Annotated in this window: 23 protein-coding genes, 1 tRNA gene and 1 pseudogene; 12 read left to right on the top strand and 13 right to left on the bottom strand. The window is 71.1% G+C overall.

The genetic code is table 11. From position 1 onward, the window contains the following. Window positions 1-41: 41 nt before the first annotated feature. Window positions 42-623 carry a YdeI family protein gene (locus NLX94_RS31035; RefSeq protein ID WP_254386447.1) on the bottom strand — a complete coding sequence of 194 codons (582 nt, stop codon included), beginning with the start codon at window positions 621-623 and terminating at the stop codon, window positions 42-44. Window positions 624-773: 150 nt separating this feature from the next. On the opposite strand from NLX94_RS31035, the gene NLX94_RS31030 reads away from it, so the two are divergent. Next, a tRNA-OTHER gene (locus tag NLX94_RS31030) sits at window positions 774-858 on the top strand. A 12-nt stretch (window positions 859-870) separates the two neighbouring features. On the opposite strand, the gene NLX94_RS31025 is transcribed toward NLX94_RS31030, so the two are convergent. The 9 genes and pseudogenes from NLX94_RS31025 to NLX94_RS30985 all read right to left on the bottom strand — a co-directional run bounded on the left by NLX94_RS31025 (window position 871) and on the right by NLX94_RS30985 (window position 6,809). Continuing rightward, window positions 871-1,602, bottom strand: a complete 732-nt coding sequence (locus NLX94_RS31025; RefSeq protein WP_254386446.1) for a peptidylprolyl isomerase — start codon at window positions 1,600-1,602, stop codon at window positions 871-873. A 188-nt stretch (window positions 1,603-1,790) separates the two neighbouring features. Next, window positions 1,791-2,609, bottom strand: coding sequence for a maleylpyruvate isomerase family mycothiol-dependent enzyme (locus tag NLX94_RS31020; RefSeq protein WP_254386445.1), 819 nt, complete (start codon window positions 2,607-2,609; stop codon window positions 1,791-1,793). Window positions 2,610-2,811: 202 nt separating this feature from the next. Beyond that, complete coding sequence (locus NLX94_RS31015) at window positions 2,812-3,717, bottom strand: hypothetical protein (protein ID WP_254386444.1); 906 nt, start codon at window positions 3,715-3,717, stop codon at window positions 2,812-2,814. Window positions 3,718-3,875: 158 nt separating this feature from the next. Beyond that, window positions 3,876-4,388: an O-acetyl-ADP-ribose deacetylase gene (locus tag NLX94_RS31010; protein ID WP_254386443.1), complete on the bottom strand. Its 513-nt coding sequence runs from the start codon at window positions 4,386-4,388 to the stop codon at window positions 3,876-3,878. Window positions 4,389-4,512: 124 nt separating this feature from the next. Next, window positions 4,513-5,249, bottom strand: a pseudogene (locus tag NLX94_RS31005) (hypothetical protein). A gap of 96 nt (window positions 5,250-5,345) precedes the next feature. After that, window positions 5,346-5,681, bottom strand: coding sequence for a hypothetical protein (locus NLX94_RS31000; protein WP_254386442.1), 336 nt, complete (start codon window positions 5,679-5,681; stop codon window positions 5,346-5,348). Between the two features lie 138 nt (window positions 5,682-5,819). Beyond that, the gene (locus tag NLX94_RS30995; RefSeq protein ID WP_254386441.1) at window positions 5,820-5,975 is read right to left on the bottom strand and encodes a DUF6131 family protein; all 156 of its coding nucleotides are present in this window, start codon (window positions 5,973-5,975) and stop codon (window positions 5,820-5,822) included. A gap of 56 nt (window positions 5,976-6,031) precedes the next feature. Next, window positions 6,032-6,361 (bottom strand): plasmid stabilization protein, encoded by a 330-nt coding sequence (locus NLX94_RS30990; RefSeq protein WP_254386440.1) that lies wholly within the window; start codon window positions 6,359-6,361, stop codon window positions 6,032-6,034. A 79-nt stretch (window positions 6,362-6,440) separates the two neighbouring features. Continuing rightward, window positions 6,441-6,809 carry an STAS domain-containing protein gene (locus NLX94_RS30985; protein WP_254386439.1) on the bottom strand — a complete coding sequence of 123 codons (369 nt, stop codon included), beginning with the start codon at window positions 6,807-6,809 and terminating at the stop codon, window positions 6,441-6,443. Window positions 6,810-7,051: 242 nt separating this feature from the next. Here NLX94_RS30985 and NLX94_RS30980 point away from each other — a divergent pair, with 242 nt between their 5' ends. Both NLX94_RS30980 and NLX94_RS30975 read left to right on the top strand, forming a co-directional pair. Next, on the top strand, window positions 7,052-8,020 hold the full coding sequence (locus NLX94_RS30980) for an ANTAR domain-containing protein (RefSeq protein WP_254386438.1): 969 nt from the start codon (window positions 7,052-7,054) through the stop codon (window positions 8,018-8,020). A gap of 91 nt (window positions 8,021-8,111) precedes the next feature. Beyond that, window positions 8,112-9,311 carry a SpoIIE family protein phosphatase gene (locus NLX94_RS30975; protein ID WP_308402594.1) on the top strand — a complete coding sequence of 400 codons (1,200 nt, stop codon included), beginning with the start codon at window positions 8,112-8,114 and terminating at the stop codon, window positions 9,309-9,311. Window positions 9,312-9,360: 49 nt separating this feature from the next. Here the strand turns inward: NLX94_RS30975 and NLX94_RS30970 are convergent, their stop codons facing one another. Beyond that, complete coding sequence (locus NLX94_RS30970) at window positions 9,361-12,261, bottom strand: HAMP domain-containing protein (RefSeq protein WP_254386437.1); 2,901 nt, start codon at window positions 12,259-12,261, stop codon at window positions 9,361-9,363. A gap of 133 nt (window positions 12,262-12,394) precedes the next feature. On the opposite strand from NLX94_RS30970, the gene NLX94_RS30965 reads away from it, so the two are divergent. Further along, the gene (locus tag NLX94_RS30965; protein ID WP_254386436.1) at window positions 12,395-13,279 is read left to right on the top strand and encodes a SigB/SigF/SigG family RNA polymerase sigma factor; all 885 of its coding nucleotides are present in this window, start codon (window positions 12,395-12,397) and stop codon (window positions 13,277-13,279) included. A gap of 249 nt (window positions 13,280-13,528) precedes the next feature. Next, entirely contained in the window at window positions 13,529-14,461 is a 933-nt protein-coding gene (locus NLX94_RS30960; protein ID WP_254386435.1) for an anti-sigma factor RsbA family regulatory protein, read from the top strand. Between the two features lie 54 nt (window positions 14,462-14,515). On the opposite strand, the gene NLX94_RS30955 is transcribed toward NLX94_RS30960, so the two are convergent. Next, entirely contained in the window at window positions 14,516-14,833 is a 318-nt protein-coding gene (locus NLX94_RS30955; RefSeq protein WP_308402591.1) for a WhiB family transcriptional regulator, read from the bottom strand. 219 nt (window positions 14,834-15,052) lie between these two features. On the opposite strand from NLX94_RS30955, the gene NLX94_RS30950 reads away from it, so the two are divergent. The 3 genes from NLX94_RS30950 (at window position 15,053) to NLX94_RS30940 (ending at window position 16,698) form a co-directional block, all read left to right on the top strand. After that, on the top strand, window positions 15,053-15,595 hold the full coding sequence (locus NLX94_RS30950; protein ID WP_254386433.1) for a hypothetical protein: 543 nt from the start codon (window positions 15,053-15,055) through the stop codon (window positions 15,593-15,595). Window positions 15,596-15,767: 172 nt separating this feature from the next. Further along, the gene (locus tag NLX94_RS30945; RefSeq protein ID WP_254386432.1) at window positions 15,768-16,142 is read left to right on the top strand and encodes a hypothetical protein; all 375 of its coding nucleotides are present in this window, start codon (window positions 15,768-15,770) and stop codon (window positions 16,140-16,142) included. Window positions 16,143-16,314: 172 nt separating this feature from the next. After that, window positions 16,315-16,698 (top strand): STAS domain-containing protein, encoded by a 384-nt coding sequence (locus NLX94_RS30940; protein WP_254386431.1) that lies wholly within the window; start codon window positions 16,315-16,317, stop codon window positions 16,696-16,698. Window positions 16,699-16,755: 57 nt separating this feature from the next. Here the strand turns inward: NLX94_RS30940 and NLX94_RS30935 are convergent, their stop codons facing one another. Then, on the bottom strand, window positions 16,756-18,135 hold the full coding sequence (locus NLX94_RS30935; RefSeq protein WP_254386430.1) for a mycothione reductase: 1,380 nt from the start codon (window positions 18,133-18,135) through the stop codon (window positions 16,756-16,758). Between the two features lie 191 nt (window positions 18,136-18,326). Between NLX94_RS30935 and NLX94_RS30930 the strand changes: the two genes are divergently transcribed. From NLX94_RS30930 to NLX94_RS30915, 4 genes are read left to right on the top strand one after another with little or no spacing between them, the layout of a single operon-like run. Beyond that, complete coding sequence (locus tag NLX94_RS30930; RefSeq protein WP_254386429.1) at window positions 18,327-18,995, top strand: HemK2/MTQ2 family protein methyltransferase; 669 nt, start codon at window positions 18,327-18,329, stop codon at window positions 18,993-18,995. Beyond that, the gene (locus NLX94_RS30925; protein ID WP_254386428.1) at window positions 18,979-19,182 is read left to right on the top strand and encodes a CDGSH iron-sulfur domain-containing protein; all 204 of its coding nucleotides are present in this window, start codon (window positions 18,979-18,981) and stop codon (window positions 19,180-19,182) included. The genes NLX94_RS30930 and NLX94_RS30925 overlap by 17 nt, the downstream gene beginning before the upstream one ends. Before the next feature lie 47 nt (window positions 19,183-19,229). After that, the gene (locus tag NLX94_RS30920; RefSeq protein ID WP_254386427.1) at window positions 19,230-20,279 is read left to right on the top strand and encodes an iron-containing redox enzyme family protein; all 1,050 of its coding nucleotides are present in this window, start codon (window positions 19,230-19,232) and stop codon (window positions 20,277-20,279) included. Between the two features lie 2 nt (window positions 20,280-20,281). Then, complete coding sequence (locus tag NLX94_RS30915; protein ID WP_254386426.1) at window positions 20,282-20,767, top strand: flavin reductase family protein; 486 nt, start codon at window positions 20,282-20,284, stop codon at window positions 20,765-20,767. The last annotated feature ends 391 nt before the right edge of the window (window positions 20,768-21,158 follow it).

The following is a 21,158-nucleotide window of genomic DNA, read 5'->3' as shown; positions in this document are numbered from 1 at the left end:
TCGGGGCAGGTGTCGGGCCCGCTAGATCCCAGTTCGGTTGGTCATGATGGCCGCTCGGACCTCGCCATCGTCGCCACCATCCGCTCCAGGCGGGCCACCCGGGTCTTCTCGGTGCGGGCGGTGACCAGGCTGAGGTACAGGGCGAACTGGTCGGACTTGCCGAGCGTTTCGTAGAACGCCCGCGCCGCCGGGTTCGCGTCGAGCGCCTCGACGAGATCCGGCGGGGCGGTGGCGTTCTTCTGCGAGGCGTATGCCGTCGCCCAGCGGCCGTCCGCCCGCGCCGCCTCGACCTCGGCCAGGCCGCGGGGGCGCATCCGTCCCTCGGCGATCAAGGCCTCGGCCTTGCCGACGTTCACCTGCGACCAGGGCGAGCGGGGGCGGCGGGGAGTCGCGCGCTGCAGGAAGTACGTGTCGTCGAAGCCGCGCCGCAGACCGTCGATCCAGCCGAAGCAGAGCACCGTGTCGACCATCTCTTCCCAGGTGAGCGACGGGATGCCGGAGTGCTTCTTGGCGATCTTCACCCAGAGCGCGGTCCGCTCCCCGTGATGCTCGTCGAGCCATGCCTCCAGCTCGGCCGGGCTCGCGGGGACAAGAATCTCGACGCCGTCCTCGTGTTTCTGCATGAACCACAGGCTAGAGGTCGTATAGGACAGATTCTGACCTATATGCCAGCACCAGCCCGGGGAACGGAGCCCAGCATGAGCGAGCAGACCCCCGCCACAGGCCGCAAGAATTGGGTGGGTGCGCATCTTCCAGGTGGCTAGGATTCGGGTGGCCATGCGTCGTCCAGAGGCCCAGGACACCGCACGCGGGTTCGCCCCGCAGCGGAAACCCCGGTTCGAATCCGGGCGCTGGCCGGGCACGTATCGGCTACCTGGCGGCCCCACCGGGGCGAACATCGTCGATGGTCACGTCCTGGATGGTGACCTTCTTCTTGGGTGCTCCGTCACCTTCACCGTTGGCCTCGTCCGTCCCTGCTTGCGCGACCCTCTCCAGGATGTCGAGACCAGTGGTGATCTGGCCGAAGACGGTGTAGTTCGGGGGCAGCTCGCAGTCGCCGTAGACCATGAAGAACTGGCTCCCGTTGGTGCCCGGGCCCGCGTTGGCCATGGCCAGGGTGCCCTTCGCGTATGTGGCGTACTGGCTGCCCGGGGCGGTCCTCGGCAGGTTCTCCTCGCCGAACCGGTAGGCCGGCCCGCCGCTGCCGGTGCCGGTCGGGTCACCGCACTGGAGCACCTTCAACGCCCCGGTCGTCAGGCGGTGGCAGTCGGTCTTGTCGAAGAAGTTCTTCTGCGCGAGGTAGGTGAAGGAGTCGACGGTGCAGGGTGCCTTCGCCCCGTCCAGGTCCAGCCTGATGTCACCGAGGTTGGTCTTGAGTACGGACCGCACACTGCCCGTGTACGGAGGCGCGAGCGGTGGCGTTCCCACGTTCTTCGCGCCCCGCGCCGTGTTGGGCGAGAACACGCACTCCCCGGCCTTGGGCGTGGCCGCGGGAGTCCTGGGCGGAGCGACGGCCTGGGACTGGGCGGGGGACGGGAAGCCGGTGAGGAGCCCGACGGTGAGCGCCGTTCCGGCCGCCGCACGCAAAGTGGTCGAGAGCATGGAAATCCAATCGCAGACGGGGCCCGGGGAGCTGATCCACACAGGCCAACCACCATGCTCAACGGCCGACGACCTCCTCAGTCACCACCGACCAGGACCGAGCGTCCCGGCCGGCCTAGGCTCCCCGGGCGTTGACGCTGACCTGCTGCGGTCGGCCCAGTTGCGTGCGCCCCTGGCATCGGGCTGCTTCAGGCCGGCGGGACGAGGGTGAACCAGTGCTCGAGGAGTGCGCTGTCACCGGTGACGGCCAGGCCGGTGGCGGGGAGCCGTTGCCAGAGGAACAGGGTCAGCTCCGAGGCCGTGCCCGCGGCCTCGACGTCCACCGGCCCGGTGCCGTCGGGTTCCAGCCGTACCTCGGCACCGGTGAACTCCAGCGTCCAGGACTCGGGGCCGTCGGTGCGGCGGAAGCGGTAGCGCTCCCCCGTCCCCTCCGGAGCCGGCTTCCAGCCGCGCCGGGCAGGGACCATGACCTCGAAGGTCTGGGCGACCGCGTCTGCGGCGAAGGCGGGGTCGAAGGGGGTCGGGGCGCCGGTGACGGATTCCGCGTCCCAGCGGTGGACGGCCTGTTCGATGGTCTGCACGCGCAACCAGAAGCCGCTGGTCCGCTCCGACGACCAGCTCCACACCGGTACGTCCGGCCCGAGCTCCCGCAGCGCCTGCGCCAGTTCCCGGGCGGCCGCCGCCGACCAGTCGAAGAGCTCCTGGGGGACGGGGCCGCGGTGCGGTGTCGCGTCGTGCCGGGGCCAGGCGGCCCGTACCGCCGGGTCCTCAGGGAGCGCGTAGAGGGCGAGGTCCGTGGGGTCGGGTGGCTCCGTGTGCCGTTCGCGGAGGATGTGGGTGAGGTAGCGCTGGACGCTGCCGAGGTGGCCGACGAGGTCTGCGACCGACCAGCCGGGGCAGGACGGCACCAGCGGGGCTTCGCGGCCACCGTCGGTCGCCCGCCGTACGGCGTCGTCGAAGGCCTCCGCCTCGCTCCGGAAGACGGCGAGCCTGGTGAGGTGATCCATACGGTCCACCCTGCCCCGTACGAGGGGGGTTTCGTATCAGCTTGTGCCACAAGCGAACGCCGTCAGAACCTCCAGTGGAGGCAACCTCGGATCGGTGTCCGGTTCACGCTCGCGATCATCACCGGCCGGTGATCGGAGGGGGTGCCTGGCGCCGCCGGCGCCGGGCACCCATCCTCGCTGCCTGGACCTGGCCGGAGCCCGCCTAGCCGACGCAGCCGGGAACCGGGGCCGGGCCGGCGCAGTTGTTCGGGGTGTTGTTGGTGATCGTGGACCCGATCTGGGTCACGACGTTGGCGTTGTAGATGCCGCCGCCCGTGCCACCTCCGGGTGCGGTGTTGGTGCTGATCGTGCTGCGGGTCAGGCGCAGGACGCCGGAGTCGTTGTTGATGCCGCCGCCCTGGCCTCCGGGCGCGGTGTTTCCGGACACCGTGGTGTTGGTCAGCGTCGCGACACCGGAGTTGAGCAGCAGGATCCCGCCGCCGAACTGCCCGGTGTTCCCGCTGACGGTCGCGCTGCTCGACTGGAGCGTGCCCCAGTTGACGATGCCGCCGCCGAAGCCGGCGATGCCGCCGTCGTTGACTCCGGCGAAGTTTCCGGTGACCCTCGCCCCGTTCAGCGTCAGGGTGGCGCCCGGCGCGTTGTAGATGCCGCCGCCGCCACCCGTGCCGCCCGCGGTGAAGATTGCCCGGTTGCCGGACACGACGGTGGAGTTCAGGCTCAGCGTGCCGTTGTTGAAGATGCCGCCGCCGTTGCTCGCCCGGCCGCCGGTCACGGTCAGCCGCATCAGCGACACCGAGACGCCCGGGGTGACCGTCAGCGCGGTCCCGGAGCCGGCGGCGGTCAGCGTGGTGGTCGTCGCCCCGCCCAGGGTCAGGTTCTTGTTGACGGTGAAGTTGCCGGTGCACGTCCCTGTGATCAGCAGCAGCTCCCCCGGGGCGGCGTTGTTGATCGCCGTCTGCAGACTGCTCGTGGCGCAGTTGACGATGGTCAGGGCGGCAGCCTGTGGTGCCGCCGCCAGTGAGCCCGCCGCCACCGCCCCCGCCGCCACCACGGCTGCTACTGCCTGCGCCGACCGGCGCCGGACCGTCTGCCCCGTACCCTCGAACATGCGTACTCCTGACTCTGTGCGCGGGACGCGCCCAGGGTCGTTCTCCACATCCGCCCGGGCGCCATTGCCTGGAGAACCCATGCCACGGCCGGTTGGAGGTCGGACGGGACGGCGTCCAGGCTCCCCCGAACGGCCCGGAGAATGACCACACCGGCCCATCAGGCGTCCAGCGCCGCCGCGAAAGCTTCGTAGGCACGCTCGTCGAACAGCACGAACCGCACCTCCTGCACCTCGGTCCGCGCGGACCGTACGGTCTCCATCGCGATCCGCGCCCCGTCGTCCATGGGCCATCCGTAGATGCCGGTGGAGATCGCGGGGAAGGCGACGCTACGGGCTCCCAGTTCGTCGGCGATCCGCAGCGACTCCCGGTAGCAGGAGGCCAGCAGCGCGGAGCGGTCCTCGTCCCGCGACCAGACCGGGCCGACCGTGTGGATCACGTGCCCGGCCGGAAGCCGGCCGGCCGTGGTGGCGACCGCGCGGCCCGTCGGGAGGCCCTTGCCGTAGTGCGAGCGGCGCAGATCCTCGCAGGCGGCCAGGATCTCCGGGCCGCCGCGGCGGTGGATCGCTCCGTCGACCCCGCCGCCGCCCAGCAGCGAGGAGTTCGCGGCGTTGACCACGGCGTCGGCTTCCTCCGCCGTGATGTCGCCCAGAACGAGCTTGATACGAGGCATGGGCATCCCTTCCGGTGCAGGTGGTGAGGCTATCCGCACCGTGCCGTGTTCGGCGACGCAGCCCTCGCCACGCGGGACTTGGTCCTGCTCGTGGGCGCGGGGCCCTGGACGGGTGGCCGTTCGATCACGGGAAGTACGATTCGAGCGCGCCGCGGCGGCGGGTGTCGAGCGTCGCCCAGTGGAACGAGCCCCCGAAGGGCGCGTAGTGCAGGAAGGCACACGGGACCGGTTCGAACCCCCATCGTTCGAGGGCGCGCAGCATGCCCGTGTGGTGGCGCTCCACGATCACCCGTTCCTCGTCGATCACGAGGACGTTCATGCTGAGCCACTTTCCGCACTTCGACGTGACCTTGAGGAACCGCTCGTCGATGGGGTCGGGCTCGGGCGCGATCAGTACGTCCCACGAGCTCAGGACGTCCGGCAGCCGGTCGACATCGATGTACTCGGGGTTGACCACCACCTTGCCGGGCGCGAGCGGCACGAACGTCGTGTCGATCTCGGTGAGGATGTGGCGGATGGGCTCACCGGGCTCGGGAATCCGGAAGCCGGGCTCGTTGCAGAAACCGCGCGACGACCAGTCGGGGGGCCGAACCGCTGCCTGTGGTCGACCGGGTCCGGCCGTCTGACCGTGACACCGAGCGACTGGAGGAGCGCGACGAACGCGTCGAGCTCGTGCCGGGCCGGCTCGGCCATGGCGCGGGGGTAGTTGAACCCGGCCGCGACGCCCTGGAGCCGGGCGGCCCAGGGCGGGATGTTGCAGGCCACGACGGGATGACGGGAGGGGATCGTGGCACCGCCGACGCCCCCGACGATGACCTCCTCCAGCGGGTCCCACTCGCTGTGTGAATTGACCGGCGGCATCACCCTGTCGACCCGGCCTTCGGCGGCCGTGGGGAGCTGCTGGAAGCCCCCGTGCGAAGTCTCTGCCATGGGGGCGCCTGCCCGCGCCCCGCAGGGTCATGCCTGTGTTCTGCGCCGGCCCCGACCGGAGTCCGCATCGGCCTCGCGGGCAGTCAGCTGGCCCTGGACGAAGGCATCGGTGTCCGGCGAGTACGGGCCACCGTGGTCGAAGAGCAGATCCGTGATGCGTCGCCATTCCGCGACGGTGGCGCGGGTGGCGTCGTCAGCGTTCTCCAGAGCCCCCGATGTCTCTTCGGCGGCTGCCTCCGCGGCTTCGAGTGCCGACTCGGTGTCGTGGTGGGTCAGGCCGGTGGCCTGCTTCCGCACCTCGGCACGGGCCGCGCGCTCCGCCTCGGAGGGAGCATGCGGTCCGTTCGCCGGGTCCTCGGTCATGGTGGTCCGTCCTCGCTTCCCAAGAAGATGTTCACACGCTGCTCGACAAGGAGGATCAGGTTCCTCCAAGAGGTCGAGAACGGTGCCTGACCCTGTTCGAACAGGGTCAGGCACCGTGCCCTCGAGGAGCTCCGGGCGTCACCAGTAGTGCCGGCGGCCGCCGACCGCGTGTCCGACCGAGCCCAGGATCCAGAGCACTGCCCCGATCACGACCAGGATGATTCCGATGGTCCAGAGGATGGAGATTCCTGTCAGGAATCCGATGAGCAGGAGGATGAGTCCGACGAAAAGCATGATGGCCTCGCTCTCGTATCGAGGTTCTGCGAACGGTCACTGCGCGCGGCGTCCCCTCAGCTGTCGCCGCCGAGGGCGCGCCGCAGCTGTGCCTTGTTCATCTTCGAGCGGCCCTCGATGTTGCGGTGCTTGGCTTCCTGGTAGAGCTGGTCGTACGTGCGGCCCTCGGCTCCGCTGTGCGAGCGGTGACCCCCGCGTTGGCCGGACGACATGTCCTGCAGGGAGAGGCGGCTCGCCGTCTTCGACTCGCCGTGGCGTGCGCGTTCCTTGTTGACGGTCCGGGCGGCGATCTCCTCCGCACGCTTCGTGCTCTCCCCCCGGTCGAGCGCGCTCTCCTTGATGTGCTCGTACTGGCGCTCGCGCTTGGGGCTGGATCCACGGGGCATGACGCTGCTCCTTTCGGTTCAGCGCGCGGCTACCCGAGGACGCACGTTCCAATCCTCTGCGAACGCTTCGGCGTCGCGATCAGTCCTCGACGGCGGACGGAACGGTGTCCCTCACGTCCAGGACGGTGTCGGCTCCGGTGATCGCGAACAGGTGGCGGAGCTGGTGCCGGGGAGCTGCGATGCGCAACTCGGTGATCCGGTGGACCTGGAGCAGCAGGTTCAGGAGGGAGGAGTCGCCGAAGCTGATCCCGGAGGCGTCCAGGACCACCCTGCTGTGCGACCGGGCCGCCTCGGCCAGGGCGTCGGAGAGCGGTGCGACGGTGCCCAGGTCGAATTCGCCCCGGGCGGCGATGACGCAGGTACCGGGGGTCTCGTAGGAGACGGTCACCGCCGTATGTGACGGCAGCTTCGGATCCTCGGGGGAACGGTCGTCACCGCCATCGTCCATGGGTACGAGTATGCCGCCGCGACGCGAAGCGGGCGCCGTGGAGGGCCGGAAGGGCAACGGCGCTCACTCGCGCGGGGCAGGAGAGGGGGCCGGGCGGCCCTCGGGGCCCCGAGGCCACCGGATCGGCGGGCCGTAGCCGTCGGCAGCCACGCGCGCTCACCGTCGCCGGTGCCCGAACGGTGAGCCGTAGACTCGGACGCAGGGAATCCGGCTACCGGACGTGTCGCCCGACAGGAGCCGATATGACGTCGTCTTCAGCCGAAACGCCCGCCCCGGGCCGGGCCGGGGAGCCGGACGAGCACGTTCTGGCCACGACCATCACGGAACTCTCCGGGGAGATCTCGGCCCTCCATGCCGACCGGGCGCGCCGCCGGATCCTCGATCTGGCCACGGGCGTGCTGACGGACCAGATGGGCACCTCGCCGGACGAGGCAGCCGACCATCTGGTGCGGCTTGCCGTATCCACGGGGCTCGGGGCCGCGGATCTGGCCGCCGACATCGTCAACGCCGCCGCCGGCGCGCTGGTCGTCGACGCCCCCGACGGCCGGCCGCAGGAAACCTCCCGGGCCCGACGGGCCCGGCGCAGCACCGCGGCGGTCCTCGCCACCGACAGTGCCATGGCGGCGGTCGGCACCCTGCTGGAAGGCGGCCTGCGGCAGCTCGGCGTGCGCTCGGTCTTCCTGTGGCGGCGCTCCGAGACCGACTGCCTGGAGCTGGTCGGCCACGGCGCCGTGAGCCGTCAGGAGGCCGCCCACTGGCAGTGGGTTCCGCCGGAGGGCATGACCGCTCTGCACCGGGTCGTGGCCGGCGGGGAGCCGCTCTGGCTGCCCGAAGGCACTCCGCCCGGGGAGGCCGGGCTTCCCGGGTCTTCGGATGCCGCGGCCCGCGCGCTGGTTCCCCTGCGGCGGGACGGGCGGGTCTGCGGGGTGCTGCTGGCCGCGTGGGGGGAGCCCACTGCCCTGGACCAGCCCCTGCGTACGGCGCTCACCGAGCTCAGCGGCCCGGCGGCCCTCGTGCTCGAGCCGGCCGGGGGGCCCGCACGCCGTGGCGGCGCTGCTGGACCTGGCTCCGGAGCCCGCCGCGATCATCGACGCGACGCCGGGGAGCCCCGCCGTGGTCGCGCACCTGAACGAGGCCGCCCGCAGGTCGGTCCCCCGGGTGCACGATCCCGTGGGAAGGCCGGTCTCCCAGGTCTTCCCGTACGCCCATGACGGTCTCGTGGCGCTGCTCGCGCAGGCCGCCGGGAGCCCGGGACCGCAGTACGCCGTGTGCCTGCCCGAGAGCGGGACATCGCCCGGCTCCATGGCGCACGTCCGCGTACTGGCCCTGGGCCACGGAATGTCCGCCGTGATGTGGGACGCGGTGGACAGGAGTCCCGTCCTCGGCCGTGTGCTGGAACGGCTGGAGCGGGTCGCCTCCTTCGAGGACGACCTGGTGACGGGCCGGTCCCGCTGGAGCGGTCAGGCCTACCCCATCTTCGGCCTGGGCCGGTCCGAGGAACCTGTACCGCTCCGCCGGCTGACCACCTGGCTGCACCCGGGCGATGCCGATGCCCTTCGGGAGCTGCTGGCCGCCCTGACCGAGCAGCACGAGGGCGCCCAGGCGCTGGTGCGCGTGATCCGCGCGGACGGGGGCGTGCGCCACGTCCGGATCGCAGCCGAGCCCGTCCTGACCAACGGCACGCTCAGTTCCCTCGCAGGCGTCTACCAGGACGTCTCCGCCCAGCACCGTACCGAGGTGGCCCTCAGCGCGAGCTTCGACCGGCTCAACGCCGTGCAGGCCCAGGCCGTCCTGCGCAACCGGGTCGTCCTTCAGCTCCAGCAGACGATCGTGCCCGAGGCGCCCGTGCTGGAGACCGCGTCCGGGCTCGAGATCGCGGCCCGCTACCGGCCCGCGGCCGAGGAGTACCGGGTGGGCGGTGACTGGTACGACGTCCAGTCACTGCCCGACGGGCGGGTCCTGGTGACGGTCGGGGACATCGCGGGGCACGGGATCGCCGCCGCGACCTGCATGGTCGCGTTGCGGGGCGCGCTGCACGGTTTCGGATTCACCGGCCGGCCCCCCGGCAAGCTGATGGAGTGGCTCAACGAGGTGGCCCTGCACACGGCCGGTCAGCCGACGGCCACCGTCCTGTGCGCGCTGTACGACCCCGCGGTCCGTACCCTGCGCTGGACCAGTGCCGGACACCCTCCGCCGCTTCTGGTGCGGGGCGGGCGGGCCCGGCTGCTGGAGACCAACCCCAACGTCCTGCTCGGTGCGCTGCGCGGGGCCTCGTACGAGGAGACGGTCACCCGGCTCCTCCCCGGGGACACCCTGCTCCTCTACACGGACGGGCTGGTCGAGCGGCGGCGCGTCGGGCTGGACGAGAGCCTGGCGGGGTTGCGGCGGGCGGCCGAGCGGCTGGGGCCCGGGACGCCCGACGAGCAGGCGGACCAGCTGATGGCCGTGCTCAGCGGGGACACGGACGACGACACGAGCCTGGTGGTGGTCCGCGTGGCGTGAACGGGGTCTCCGGGGCCCCGCCTTCGGCGAGCGCGGCTCCCGGAGGGATTCAGCGGTCTGCAAGGCAGGCCCGGACGACCTCGATCAGTTCGGCGACGTCCACCGGCTTGGTCACGTACTCCGTCGCTCCGGCAGCGAGCGCATCGGCCCGGTCGTCCGCCATCGCCTTGGCGGTGACGACGATGACGGGCAGGTCGGCGCGGCCGGGCATCCGGCGGATGGCCCGGGTGGCGGCGTACCCGTCGAGGCCCGCCATCATCAGGTCCATCACCACCAGGTCCACCTCCTCGCGGTCGCTGACCAGCGCGATTCCCGCCTCGCCGTTGTCTGCGGCCAGTACGTGGATGCCGGCCGCTTCCAGCATGGCGGTGAGTGCGAAGACGTTGCGGGTGTCGTCGTCGACCACCAGTACGGTGCGGCCGTCCAGATCCGCGGCCGGCGGTCGCGGCCCGTCTCCGGTCGAGCGGGTGCGGCCCGCGCCACCCGTTCGGGCGGCCGGGGCCCGGCCGTCGCGTACGGGCAAGTACAGGGTGAACCGGCTGCCCTCGCCTTCCACGCTGTCCGCGGTGATCACTCCGCCCAGCAGCCGCGCCACCTCCCTGCTGATGGACAGCCCGAGCCCGGTCCCCCCGTAGGCGCGCGCGGTCGTGGCGTCGCCCTGCTGGAAGGCGCCGAACACCGACTCCAGCCGGTCCGTGCGGATGCCGATGCCGGTGTCGGTGACCTGGAAGGCGACCACCTCTCCGCTGCCTTCCATGCCGGCCGGCAGCGCGGACTCCGTGACCCGCTCCACCCACAGGGCGACCTGTCCGGCTTCGGTGAACTTGAGTGCGTTGGAGATCAGGTTCCGCAGCACCTGGCGCAGCCGGGCTTCGTCCGTGATCAGCTCGGTGGGCACGTCCGGGGCCGCGGCGACCACGTACGCCAGCTGCCGCTCGTCGGCCACGGGCCGGAAGGTGGCGTCCACGTAGTCGAGCAGCTGGTGGAGCGAGACCGGTTCGGGATGCACGTCCATCTTCCCGGCTTCGACCTTGGACAGGTCGAGGATGTCGTTGATCAGCTGGAGCAGGTCGGATCCGGCGGAGTGGATGACGGTCGCGTAGTCGACCTGCTTGTCCGTCAGATTGCCTTCCGGATTCTGCGCGAGGAGCTGGGCGAGGATCAGCAGGCTGTTGAGCGGCGTGCGCAGTTCGTGACTCATGTTGGCCAGGAACTCGGATTTGTACATGGAGGTGCGCGAGAGCTGCTGGGCCCGGGCCTCCAGTTCCTGGCGGGCCTGCTCGATCTCCAGGTTCTTGCGCTCGATGTCGTGATTGCGCTCCGCGAGGAGGGCCGCCTGGTGCTTCAACTCGGCGTTGGATCGCTTCAGTTCCTGCTGTCCGCTCTGCAGTTCCTGGGAGCGGGAGCGCAGTTCGGCAGTCAACTGCTGGGAACGGTCGAGCAGTTCGTCGGTGCGCGCGTTCGCGATCAGGGAGCGGACGTTGACGCCGAGCATCTCGGTGAACTGGTCGAGGAAGTCGCGGTGCAGGGGCCGCAGCGGGCGCAGTGAGGCGAGCTCCACGGCGCCCAGCACCTGGTCCTCGGCCACGATCGGCAGGACCACCAGGGTGGTCGCGTCGGTGGCTCCGGTGCCGGAGGCGATGGTCGCATAGCCGGGCGGGAGGTCGTCGACGGCGATCGTACGGCGGCTGGCGGCGGCCTCGCCGACGAGGGACTGTCCGATCCTGAACCGCCGCGGCCCCGTGCCCGGTTCGTCCGGCAGCCCGTAGGAAGCCATCGCCACGAGCTCGGTGCCTTCGGGGCCTTCCTGGGCGAGGAAGAAGCTCCCGTACTGGGCGTTCACCAGCGGCGGGACTTCACGCATGATCAGGCGGGCGACGGCGGGGAGTTCGCGGATGCCCTGGATCTGCCGGGAGACACGGGCGAGGCTGGATCCCAGCCACTCCTGGTCCTCGTTGGCCCGGGTGGTGGCGCGCAGGGACTCGACCATGGCGTTGATGTTGTCCTTGAGCTCGCCGACCTCGCCGGCGGCCTCCGCAGTGATGGAGCGGGTGAGGTCGCCCTCGGCGACGGCGCTCGTCACCTCGGCGATGGCGCGTACCTGCCGGGTGAGGTTGCCGGCCAGTTCGTTGACGTTCTCGGTGAGGCGCTTCCACGTGCCGGAGACCTCGCCGACCTCGGCCTGGCCGCCGAGCCTTCCCTCGCTGCCGACCTCGCGCGCCACCCGGGTGACCTCGGCGGCGAAGGAGGAGAGCTGGTCGACCATGGTGTTGATGGTGGTCTTGAGCTCCAGGATCTCGCCGCGGGCATCGACGTCGATCTTGCGCGTCAGGTCTCCGCGGGCCACGGCCGTGGTGACCTGGGCGATGTTGCGCACCTGGTTGGTGAGGTTGGTGGCCATGGAGTTGACGTTGTCGGTGAGGTCCTTCCAGGTGCCCGAAACACCGCGGACGGTCGCCTGACCCCCGAGGTTCCCCTCGGTGCCGACCTCGAAGGCGACCCGGCTGACCTCCTCGGCGAAGGCCGAGAGCCGGTCGACCATCGTGTTGATGGTGTCCTTGAGCTCGAGGATCTCACCGCTCGCGTCCACCCGGATCTTCTGCGTGAGGTCGCCCCGGGCCACGGCCGTCGCGACCTGCGCGATGTTGCGGACCTGCGAGGTCAGGTTGTCGGCCATGCTGTTCACGCCGGTGGTCAGCTCCCGCCAGACCCCGCCCGTGCGCGGAACCCGGGCGTGGCCACCGAGCAGGCCCTGCCCGCCGACCTCCTGGGCCACCCGGGTCACCTCTGCCGTGACCAGGGACAGCTGATCGACCATTCCGTTGTAGACGGCCGCGATCTGACCGGGTAGGCCGGGCGCGTCGTCCGGGAGCCTGGTGCTCAGATCCCCGTCCCGTACCGCCGTGAGCCCGGCCAGCAGCTTTTCGAGAATCCGGTCGGAATCGTTCATGTCGAACCTCGCTGCGATCCACTGTGACAGGGCGAGGGTCATCCCGCTCCACGAGGGGTATGTACCGTTCGGGAAGACGACGACGGCCCCCACTGCGCCCTCCGGCAGCAGCCCCAGCCGTCGGAGGTCTCACATGTCACCCATCTCCCGCGACACCGCGGACCCCCTCCATACCGGGCACCCGGACCTTCTCGACGTCCCGGAGGACCCGGCCAGCGTGAGCACCACGGACGCGCGCACCCTGTCCGCCGCGCTCTTCCGGCGTCTGAACGCCCTGGAAGAGGGCACCCCGGAGTACTCGTACGTGCGCAACACCCTCGTCGAGCTCAACCTCAGCCTGGTGAAGTACGCGGCCCGCCGCTACCGCACGCGCAGGGAGCCTCTGGAAGACATCATCCAGGTCGGCACGATCGGCCTCATCAAGGCCATCAACCGGTACGACGTGGAGCGCGGGGTCGAGTTCACCACCTTCGCCATACCGACCATCATCGGCGAGATCAAACGGTTCTTCCGGGACACGAGCTGGTCGGTGAAGGTGCCCCGACGCCTGCAGGAACTCAGGCTCGACATCGCCAAGGCCTACGACGCCCTCGAACAACGGCTCGGCCGCCTGCCCAGCGAGCACGAGCTGGCACAACGCCTCGGAATCACGGACGAGGAGCTGATGGAGGGCCTCCAGGCCGCCAACGGCTACACCGCCGGCTCCCTCGACGCGCCCCTCGACAAGGATGCAGCCGTGACCCCGCTGCAGACCTCGCTCGGCACGGAGGAAGCGGCGTACGACCGCATCGAATGCCTGGAGACGCTCAAACCGCTGCTGACTACGCTCAGCGACCGGGACCGCGAGATCCTGGCCCTGCGCTTCGGGGAAGAGCTCACCCAGTCCGAGATCGGCGACCGGCTCGGCATCTCCCAGATGCACGTGTCCCGGCTGCTGAGCCGGATCACGAAGCGGCTCAGGACCGGCCTCCTGACCGACGACACCGATGACATCCACGACACCGTCGCCGCGTCGTAGGCCGGGGTCCCACCCCGAGGTGCCCCGCAGCACGAGGTGGTGCGTCCGGTCGGATGGCGGGCGCATGTCGCGCCGACGCGGCCTCGTTCTCTCGTTCCGCTCGCGCCTGCCCCGGGGTACGGGAGTCAACCCGAAACCAGGATGTCCACGCGCTCCGACATAACCCCCTGGTTCCCGGGCAGCAGCACCCGTGCACGAGGCGTATGGCACGGCACCTTCCGAGGAGTGCGGCACAGGGAAGGGATCTCGATGTCCCCCTTTGCACACCCCGCGTTCTTCTACCGGGGTGAGGACGAGTACCTGGCCACCCTGCTGCCCTTTGTCAGGGCCGGAGCGGCGGCGGGAGAACCCGTCGCCGTGGCCCTACCGACGGGAAACCTCGGGCTGATCAGGGCGGGACTCACCAGCCTGGACCCGGAGCACGCGCTTCCCGGGGTGCGCTTCGTCGACATGGCGCTGGCAGGGCTCAATCCGGGCAGGATCATCCCCCGGATCCTCCTCGCTTTCGCCGACGCCCAGCGCTCCCGGCACGTCCGCATCATCGGTGAACCCGTCTGGCCGGGGCGTACCCCGCAGGAGTACCCGGCGTGCCTCCAGCACGAAGCCTTGATCAACACCGTCTTCAGAGGCCGTGATGTGACCATCCTGTGTCCCTACGACGCCGAACACCTGCCCAGGGAGGTGCTCTCCGACGCGAGGATCGCCCACCCGGTCGTCATCGAGGAGGGCAGGGAGCGGGCGAGCGGACCCTTCTCGGTCGACCGTGCTCTCGCACGCGGCAACGAGCCGCTGACCCACCCCGACGAGGCCCGCGCCTTCGAGTTCGACGATGGGCTCCTGCACGACGCACGGACGTTCGCCATCCTGATCGCGTCGCGGCTCGGCATCGCCGACGAAGCCACGTCCGCGCTGTCGCTGACGGTCGCCGAGCTGACGACGAACAGCGTGGTGCACGGCGGTGGCAGCGGAACCCTGCGGCTCTGGGCCGAGGGGGATCAACTGGTGTGCGAAGTGCAGGACTCCGGACTGCTGTGCGATCCCGTAGCCGGCCGTGTGCCGCCCCCGGTGGACAGGCCCGGTGGCCGCGGACTGCTCCTGGTCAACGAGCTCGCCACGCTGGTCCGCATGCACGCCGGTACCACGGGAACCACGGTCAGGGTCTACCTCGACATGCAGGGCTGACCCCACGCACGGGAAACCGCGGTGGGCGGCCCGCGCCACGCTCCGGACGATCCCTCAGGCAGAGGCGGACGCGGACACCGCCGACCTCTTGCGACCGCGTCCCGCGGCACGCAGCCGCCGCCTCTCCTGCTCCGTGAGTCCGCCCCAGATGCCGAACGGCTCCTGCACCTCCAGCGCATGCTGGAGGCATTCGCGCCGGACCGGACACCGCGCGCACACCTCTTTCGCCGCCGCGTCCCGTTCCTCGCTGTCCGGGCCCCGTTCTCCGACTGGGTGGAAGAAGAGGCGCGAGCCCAGTTCCCGGCAGGCCGCATCTTCCTGCCACAACCAGTGGTGCTCCGCAGTACCTGGCAGACGCGATATGTTTCCCACCTCGGAACCTCCTTTGGAGCGGGGCCGGACGCGGCCCCGGATTCGGATGCGCGATCCCTTCGCGTCTGGCCAGGAGTACGCGGCTCAAACAGCCGGCGCGTATCCGAGGCCGAGGTCGCTATCGCGGGCCGGTGCCTTGACCCCGCCGCACGGGTTTGCCCGGCGCCCGCCGGGGCAGCCGCATCGACGGATACGAAGGCCCCCGGACGGAGGCAGGAGATGTCAACCAATTTGCTGATAGCCATCATCGTCGTGGCGGCGGTCCTCCTGATCGCGCTCATCTCGGTGCTCCGGATGCTGGCCCGGCGTCGGCACCTGCGCGAGCGGTTCGGGCCCGAGTACGAGCGCGCCGTCGCAGAGCGCGGTGACCCGCGGTCCGCCGAGCGCGACCTGCGTGCCCGTGAGGTACGGCACGACCACCTCGACATCAAGGAGCTGACCCCCGCACGGCGGAACCAGTACGCGGATGAATGGAGCGGCGTTCAGCAGCAGTTCGTGGACCGTCCGGAGCGTTGCGTGGTCCAGGCCGACGAGCTGGTGACCAGGCTGATGGGTGAGCGCGGATATCCGACCGAAGGGTACGAGGACCGGTTGCGGGACCTCTCGGTGGAGCACGGCCGCACTCTGGAGGAGTACCGGGCCGCCCACGCGGCGAAGGCGCGCAGCAGTGCGGGCGAGGCGACGACCGAGGAACTGCGCGGGGCGATGGTCCACTACCGCGCCCTGTTCGAGGAACTGCTGGCCGATTCCAGGAGCCGATGACATGCAGAACCGACACGATGACGAGAGGACCGGACGGGAGTCCGAGTCCGCCCTGACAACGGAAGACCTCACGAGTCCCGAGCCGAACGGCCGTGGCGCTCCGGCCGTCTACCCGGGCGAAGCCACTGCCGGCCGGAGCGCCGCGTCGGAGCCTCCGTCGGAGCCGCCGACCATGATGGGAAGTCCGGAGCGGGCGGGCGACGAACTGTGGCAGGAAGAGGAAGGTCAACAGGACGTCGCACCGGCGCCCCTGGCCTCCGGCGACCCCGACGAGCGGGACGAACCGCTCCTCAGGGCGACGGAAGCGGAGAGCTACCGCAGCCGGTGGAGCGAGATCCAGGGCCGTTTCGTGGACGATCCCCGGGAAGCGGTCCGCTCGGCGGACACGCTGGTGGCGGAGGTCATGCAGACGTTCGCGGCCAGGCTCTCCGAACACCGCAGCGGGCTCGAGAAGCAGTGGGACCGCGGTGAGCAGGTGCCCACGGAGGACCTGAGGCAGGCCCTGCGCGCCTACCGCTCGCTGGCCAACCGGCTGCTCGACACCTGAGTGGCGCGCCGCCCGGCCACGGGGCCGGACGGGGCGTACTCCCCTACCCCGTCGCACGCGTGGACGGCGCGCAGCGGGGTAGGCGCGATGGGTCCAAGACGCTCAGGACGGGAGGAATCATGGCTACCCCAGCGGATCGCCCGACCGGTCGAGGAGCGGCGGTGGACAGGTGATGTCCGCCGCGAACGAGGGACGCTTCACGGTCGAAGCGCAGCCCCTCCCCGGGGCCAGGGTCCTGGTCCTGGCGGGGGAACTCGACCACGACACCGCCGAGGCCTTCCTGCAGACGTTCGACGAGGCATGGCAGGACGGCGGACGGCTCCTGGTGGACTTGAGCCGCCTGGACTTCTGCGACTCGACGGGGCTGAACGTGCTGCTGCGCGGCCGGATCGAGGTCAAGGAAGCCGGCGGCAGCCTCGAACTGGTCGGTCTGCACCCACCTGTCACGCGGATGTTCCACATCACGGGAGCGGACCGCCTCTTTCCGATCCACGCCGATGTGGCAGCCGCACTGGCGGCTCCTCCCGGGGATCCGGATCAGGGACCGCCGGTGTGACGGATACGTGCCCCGGCGCAGCGGCCCACGCGAGGCCCCGGGGCTGCCCTGACCCGGTCACGGGCCGAAGTCGAGGTCGAGGTCGAGGAGGGCCTTCTCCACGAGCTCGGTGAGCGCCGGGTGGATCCAGTACGGGGACCGGGCGAGGGTGGTCGCGTCGATGCCCAGGGTCATCGCCAGGACCAGGGGCTGGATGAGGGTGGCGGCCTCCGGGCCCATGAGGTGGGCGCCGAGCAGGCGGCCTGTGCCGCGTTCGGCGAGCACCTTGCAGAAGCCCGTCGTGTCCTCCATCGCCCAGCCGTAGGCGATGTCCGCGTACCGGGCCACGCCGACCAGCGGGTCCAGGCCGCGGTCGCGGCAGTCCTGCCGGGTCATGCCGACCGATGCGATCTGGGGGCGGGTGAAGACGGCCGCGGGCACCAGGTCGTGGTCGGTGGCGAGCAGGTTCTCCGGGTGGCGCAGGTTGTGGGCCACGACCCGTGCCTCGCGGTTGGCCACGTGCTTGAGCGGTACGGGGGCGCAGACGTCGCCGAGTGCGAAGACTCCTTCCACCGTGGTGCGCTGGTGGGCGTCGACGACGATGCGGCCGTCGTCGCGGGTGTCGATTCCTGCGGCTGCGAGGTTCAGCCGGTCGCTGTTGGACACCCGGCCCGTGGCCACGAGCAGCATGTCCGCCTCGACCTTCGAAGCGTCGTCGAGGGTCAGCAGCAGGGCCCCCGGGCGGCCGCCGACGGCAGTGACCTCCCGGCCGAGTCTGAGGTCGTAGCGGCTCCGGGCCAGCTCGGTGAAGCGTTCGGAGACCGTCTCGTCCAGGGTGCCGAGCAGGCGCTCCTCCTTCTCGACGATGGCCACGGAGCTGCCGGCCGCCGCGAACACCTCCGCGAGCTCGGCCGCGATGTAGCCGCCGCCGAGGACCGCCAGACGGCGGGGCGGGGCTTCGATCCGCATGACGGTGTCGGACGTCTCGTACGGCAGGCCGGACTCCGCGACGGCCGGGGGCACCGCGGGGCGGCCGCCCACGGCGATGACGATCTGCCGGGCGCTGACGTCGACGGATCCGTCCGCCAGTTGGATGCGCAGCTCTCGCGGGCCGGTGAAGTGCGCGCTCCCCTCGTACACGGTGACGAAGTGCGACTCCCGGCGAGCCCGGCGACCCTCCTCCCGGTCGGCGTCCAGGCGCCCGAACACCCGGTCCCGCAGGTCCCGCCAGCGCACGGCGAGCAGCTCTGCGTCCACGTCGTAGGTCCCGGCCCCGTCGACCGTACGGGCCACGTGGGCGGTGTGGGCGAACATCTTGCTCGGGATACAGCCCGCGTTCAGGCAGGTTCCGCCGAACCACCGCTCCTCGACGACGGCCACGTCGAGGCCGGCGAAGGAATCGTCGATGACGGCATTGCCGGAACCCGCACCGATGACGACGAGATCGTGCTGGCGCATCGCGCCAGACTACGAGCCCGGGTCCGGCCGGGCTCGCCGGCCACGCGGACGTGGTTCCGGCGGTTCGGAGAAAGCCGGTGGATCCGAGGATGGGGATCCCGATCTCGGGCAGGCGCTCCGTGTCCCCCCACAACTGGATCCGCCTGCCGCGGACCCACTGATTCCGGAGGCTGAGGGTGTCCAGTACAGCCATGTCCCTGGGAACACTTCCCGCGCAGCTGATCACGCTGCCGGGCGTGTACCGCCCGCAGACCGACACCTTGCTCCTCGCGCAAGCCCTGTCGCGGGAGAGGATGGAGCCCGATGCCGAGGTACTGGACATCGGTACCGGAACGGGTGCCCTCGCGCTGGCCGCAGCCCGTTCCGGGGGTCGGGTCACGGCCGTCGACGTCTCATGGCCCGCGGCGATCGCCGCCCGCCTGAACGCCTTCCGGCAGGGACTGCCGCTCCGGGTCCTGCACGGGGATTTCGTGACCCGGACCCGCGGCCGGCGCTTCGACATCGTCCTCGCCAACCCGCCCTACGTGCCCTCGGCGCGAGCCCGGCCGCCGTCGCACGGGGCGGCACGAGCCTGGGACGCCGGATCCGACGGGCGCGCCGTGATCGACCGCATCTGCGCCTCGGTCCCCGCCCTGCTGCGCCCCGGCGGCGTCCTGCTCATGGTGCACTCCGGTATGTGCGGGCCAGGGGTCACCGTGACCCGCCTGGAGGCAGCCGGGCTGAGTGCCCGGGTGGCGGCGCGGGCCCGCGTCCCCTGGGGCCCGGTCCTGCGCGCCCGCAGGGACTGGCTGCAGGCCCAGGGCCTGGCGGACGGCGACGAGCACGAGGAGCTGGTGATCATCCGTGCCGAGTACATCTGACAGCGAGCGTGCTCCCCGCCGCGTGGCCGTCGATGCGCGGGGCCCGGTCCTGGTCGAGGGTCCGGTGGAGATCGTCCTTGACGACGGGACGGTCGTCCGGTCGGACCGGTTCATGGTCGCGGTGTGCGTGTGCCGCCGCAGCCGCTCGTACCCCTGGTGCGACACCAGCCATCGCACGCGCGAATGAGTCGCCGCGCTGCATCCGGGGACAGGCGCTGAGGACAGGAGCTTTCGATGACCGCGCCCAGCACGAACGCCACGGTGAGTTCTGCCGGACCGCTCCTCGTCGCGGGCCGGGGCGAGCTGTCGAACTCCGTGGAAGAGGCCCTGCGGACCGGCCGGCCGCCCACCCGTTCCACGGGGAGCGTGCTGAGGGCCGACCCCTGGGGAGAAGACCTGCAGCTCACGCTGTACCTCCTCTACGAACTCCACTACCGGGGCTTCGAGGGCGTCGACGACGAACGCGAATGGGATCCGGATCTGCTGGGGCTGAGGCAGGCGTTGGAGACCCGGTTCCTGCACGCGCTGCGCACCGCGCTCCGCGGTGCGCCCCGATCGGTGGACGAGGCCTTCGCTCCGCTCCTCGTCGAGCCGATCGATCCGACCGGCAGCGTCAGCCATCACCTGGAGACCGACGGTGAGCTCTGGCAGCTGCGCGAGTACGCGGCCCTGCGCTCCCTCTACCACCTGAAGGAGGCGGACCCGCACGCCTGGGTGATCCCGCGGTTGAGCGGCCGCGCCAAGGCCGCGATGGTGGCCATCGAGTACGACGAGTTCGGCGCCGGCCACCCCGACCGCATCCATGCCCGGCTCTTCGCGGAACTCATGACCGACCTCGGGCTGGACCACGCGTACGGCCACTACCTCGACCACGCCCCCGCCGCCCTGCTCGCGACCGTCAACCTGATGTCCCTCTTCGGCCTGCACCGGGCCTTGCGCGGCGCGCTGGTCGGTCACTTCGCCTGTGTGGAGGTGACGTCCTCGCCCGGGTCCCGCCGGCTGGCCAAGGCCATGCGCCGCTGTGGAGCGGGACCGGCCGCGGAACACTTCTACGCCGAGCACGTCGAGGCGGACGCCGTCCACGAACAGGTCGTACGGCACGAGGTCATCGGCGGGCTGCTCGCCGACGAGCCGGCGCTGGAGGCGGACATCGCCTTCGGCTGCGCGGCGACCGTCCTGCTGGAAGAGCGGCTCGCCACCCACGTCCGCGAGGCCTGGGAGGCGGGCCGCTCCGCGCTCCGCACCCCCCTGCCGACACCACAGCCTCCACACGCGAGGAGCTGACCGTGACCGGACTGGACGGCTTCACGCGGGCGCTCGACTACCCGATGTACGTCGTGACCGCGGCGGCCGACGGCGAGCGGGCCGGCTGCCTGGTGGGATTCGCGTCGCAATGCTCGATCGATCCGCCCCGTTTCATGGTGTGGATCTCCACAGCGAACCGCACGTACCGCGTCGCGTGCCGCGCCTCGCACCTGGCGGTCCACGCCCTGCGCCGTGAGCAGGTTCGGACGGCGGAGCTGTTCGGCGGGAAGTCCGGCGACGAGGTCGACAAGTTCGCGATGGTGGCTTGGCGGCCCGGAGAGGGCGCGGCGCCGGTCCTCGCGGACTGCTGCGCTTGGTTCGTCGGCCGCGTCCAAGGCCTCGTCGAAGGCGGGGACCACGTCGGCTTCCTGCTCGTGCCCGTCGCACAGAGCCCGCCCGGACCTGAGAGGCCTCCGCTCGTCCGGTTCGGTGACGTCGCGGACCTCGCACCCGGGCACCCGGCCTGAGCCGTGCGTCGGCGCATCTCCGTTTGCGGCGCTCGATCGGGGAAAGGCGCGGTGCATGGACGAAGTCGTGAGCGCGCCCCGGACCCTGATCATCACCGAGGCCGGCGCTGGTGTCGGCCGTGCTGGGAGCAGCTGTGCAACCGGGCCGGGAAGCGCGGTGTCCACCGCCGACGATCAACAAGAAGGAAATCCAACACGCCCTCGACCGCTAGGAGCCGTGATCATGGGAACCGTCCCTGTGCCTACCGATCCCGACGCCACCCCGGCCCCACTGCCCGATCTCCCGAAGCCGCCGGGCCCGCCCGAACCGGTCGAGCCCCCGACACCACGGGATCCTCCGGCTCCACCCGGCGAGCCCGCCCCGCCGACCACGCCGGGCCGTCCGGGTGGC

Source organism: Streptomyces sp. TBY4, from assembly GCF_024213195.1.
GTDB lineage: Bacteria > Actinomycetota > Actinomycetes > Streptomycetales > Streptomycetaceae > Streptomyces.
The sequence above is the reverse complement of the archived record's forward strand: the minus strand, read 5'-3'. Positions and strand labels throughout refer to the sequence as shown.

What these genes read in the sequence shown, in the direction of transcription:
- NLX94_RS31035 (WP_254386447.1), bottom strand. Translation starts at nt 623, where the DNA reads ATGCAGAAACACGAGGACGGCGTCGAGATTCTTGTCCCCGCGAGCCCG.
- NLX94_RS31025 (WP_254386446.1), bottom strand. Translation starts at nt 1,602, where the DNA reads ATGCTCTCGACCACTTTGCGTGCGGCGGCCGGAACGGCGCTCACCGTC.
- NLX94_RS31020 (WP_254386445.1), bottom strand. Translation starts at nt 2,609, where the DNA reads ATGGATCACCTCACCAGGCTCGCCGTCTTCCGGAGCGAGGCGGAGGCC.
- NLX94_RS31015 (WP_254386444.1), bottom strand. Translation starts at nt 3,717, where the DNA reads ATGTTCGAGGGTACGGGGCAGACGGTCCGGCGCCGGTCGGCGCAGGCA.
- NLX94_RS31010 (WP_254386443.1), bottom strand. Translation starts at nt 4,388, where the DNA reads ATGCCTCGTATCAAGCTCGTTCTGGGCGACATCACGGCGGAGGAAGCC.
- NLX94_RS31000 (WP_254386442.1), bottom strand. Translation starts at nt 5,681, where the DNA reads ATGACCGAGGACCCGGCGAACGGACCGCATGCTCCCTCCGAGGCGGAG.
- NLX94_RS30995 (WP_254386441.1), bottom strand. Translation starts at nt 5,975, where the DNA reads ATGCTTTTCGTCGGACTCATCCTCCTGCTCATCGGATTCCTGACAGGA.
- NLX94_RS30990 (WP_254386440.1), bottom strand. Translation starts at nt 6,361, where the DNA reads ATGCCCCGTGGATCCAGCCCCAAGCGCGAGCGCCAGTACGAGCACATC.
- NLX94_RS30985 (WP_254386439.1), bottom strand. Translation starts at nt 6,809, where the DNA reads ATGGACGATGGCGGTGACGACCGTTCCCCCGAGGATCCGAAGCTGCCG.
- NLX94_RS30980 (WP_254386438.1), top strand. Translation starts at nt 7,052, where the DNA reads ATGACGTCGTCTTCAGCCGAAACGCCCGCCCCGGGCCGGGCCGGGGAG.
- NLX94_RS30975 (WP_308402594.1), top strand. Translation starts at nt 8,112, where the DNA reads ATGGCGCACGTCCGCGTACTGGCCCTGGGCCACGGAATGTCCGCCGTG.
- NLX94_RS30970 (WP_254386437.1), bottom strand. Translation starts at nt 12,261, where the DNA reads ATGAACGATTCCGACCGGATTCTCGAAAAGCTGCTGGCCGGGCTCACG.
- NLX94_RS30965 (WP_254386436.1), top strand. Translation starts at nt 12,395, where the DNA reads ATGTCACCCATCTCCCGCGACACCGCGGACCCCCTCCATACCGGGCAC.
- NLX94_RS30960 (WP_254386435.1), top strand. Translation starts at nt 13,529, where the DNA reads ATGTCCCCCTTTGCACACCCCGCGTTCTTCTACCGGGGTGAGGACGAG.
- NLX94_RS30950 (WP_254386433.1), top strand. Translation starts at nt 15,053, where the DNA reads ATGTCAACCAATTTGCTGATAGCCATCATCGTCGTGGCGGCGGTCCTC.
- NLX94_RS30945 (WP_254386432.1), top strand. Translation starts at nt 15,768, where the DNA reads ATGATGGGAAGTCCGGAGCGGGCGGGCGACGAACTGTGGCAGGAAGAG.
- NLX94_RS30940 (WP_254386431.1), top strand. Translation starts at nt 16,315, where the DNA reads ATGTCCGCCGCGAACGAGGGACGCTTCACGGTCGAAGCGCAGCCCCTC.
- NLX94_RS30935 (WP_254386430.1), bottom strand. Translation starts at nt 18,135, where the DNA reads ATGCGCCAGCACGATCTCGTCGTCATCGGTGCGGGTTCCGGCAATGCC.
- NLX94_RS30930 (WP_254386429.1), top strand. Translation starts at nt 18,327, where the DNA reads ATGTCCCTGGGAACACTTCCCGCGCAGCTGATCACGCTGCCGGGCGTG.
- NLX94_RS30920 (WP_254386427.1), top strand. Translation starts at nt 19,230, where the DNA reads ATGACCGCGCCCAGCACGAACGCCACGGTGAGTTCTGCCGGACCGCTC.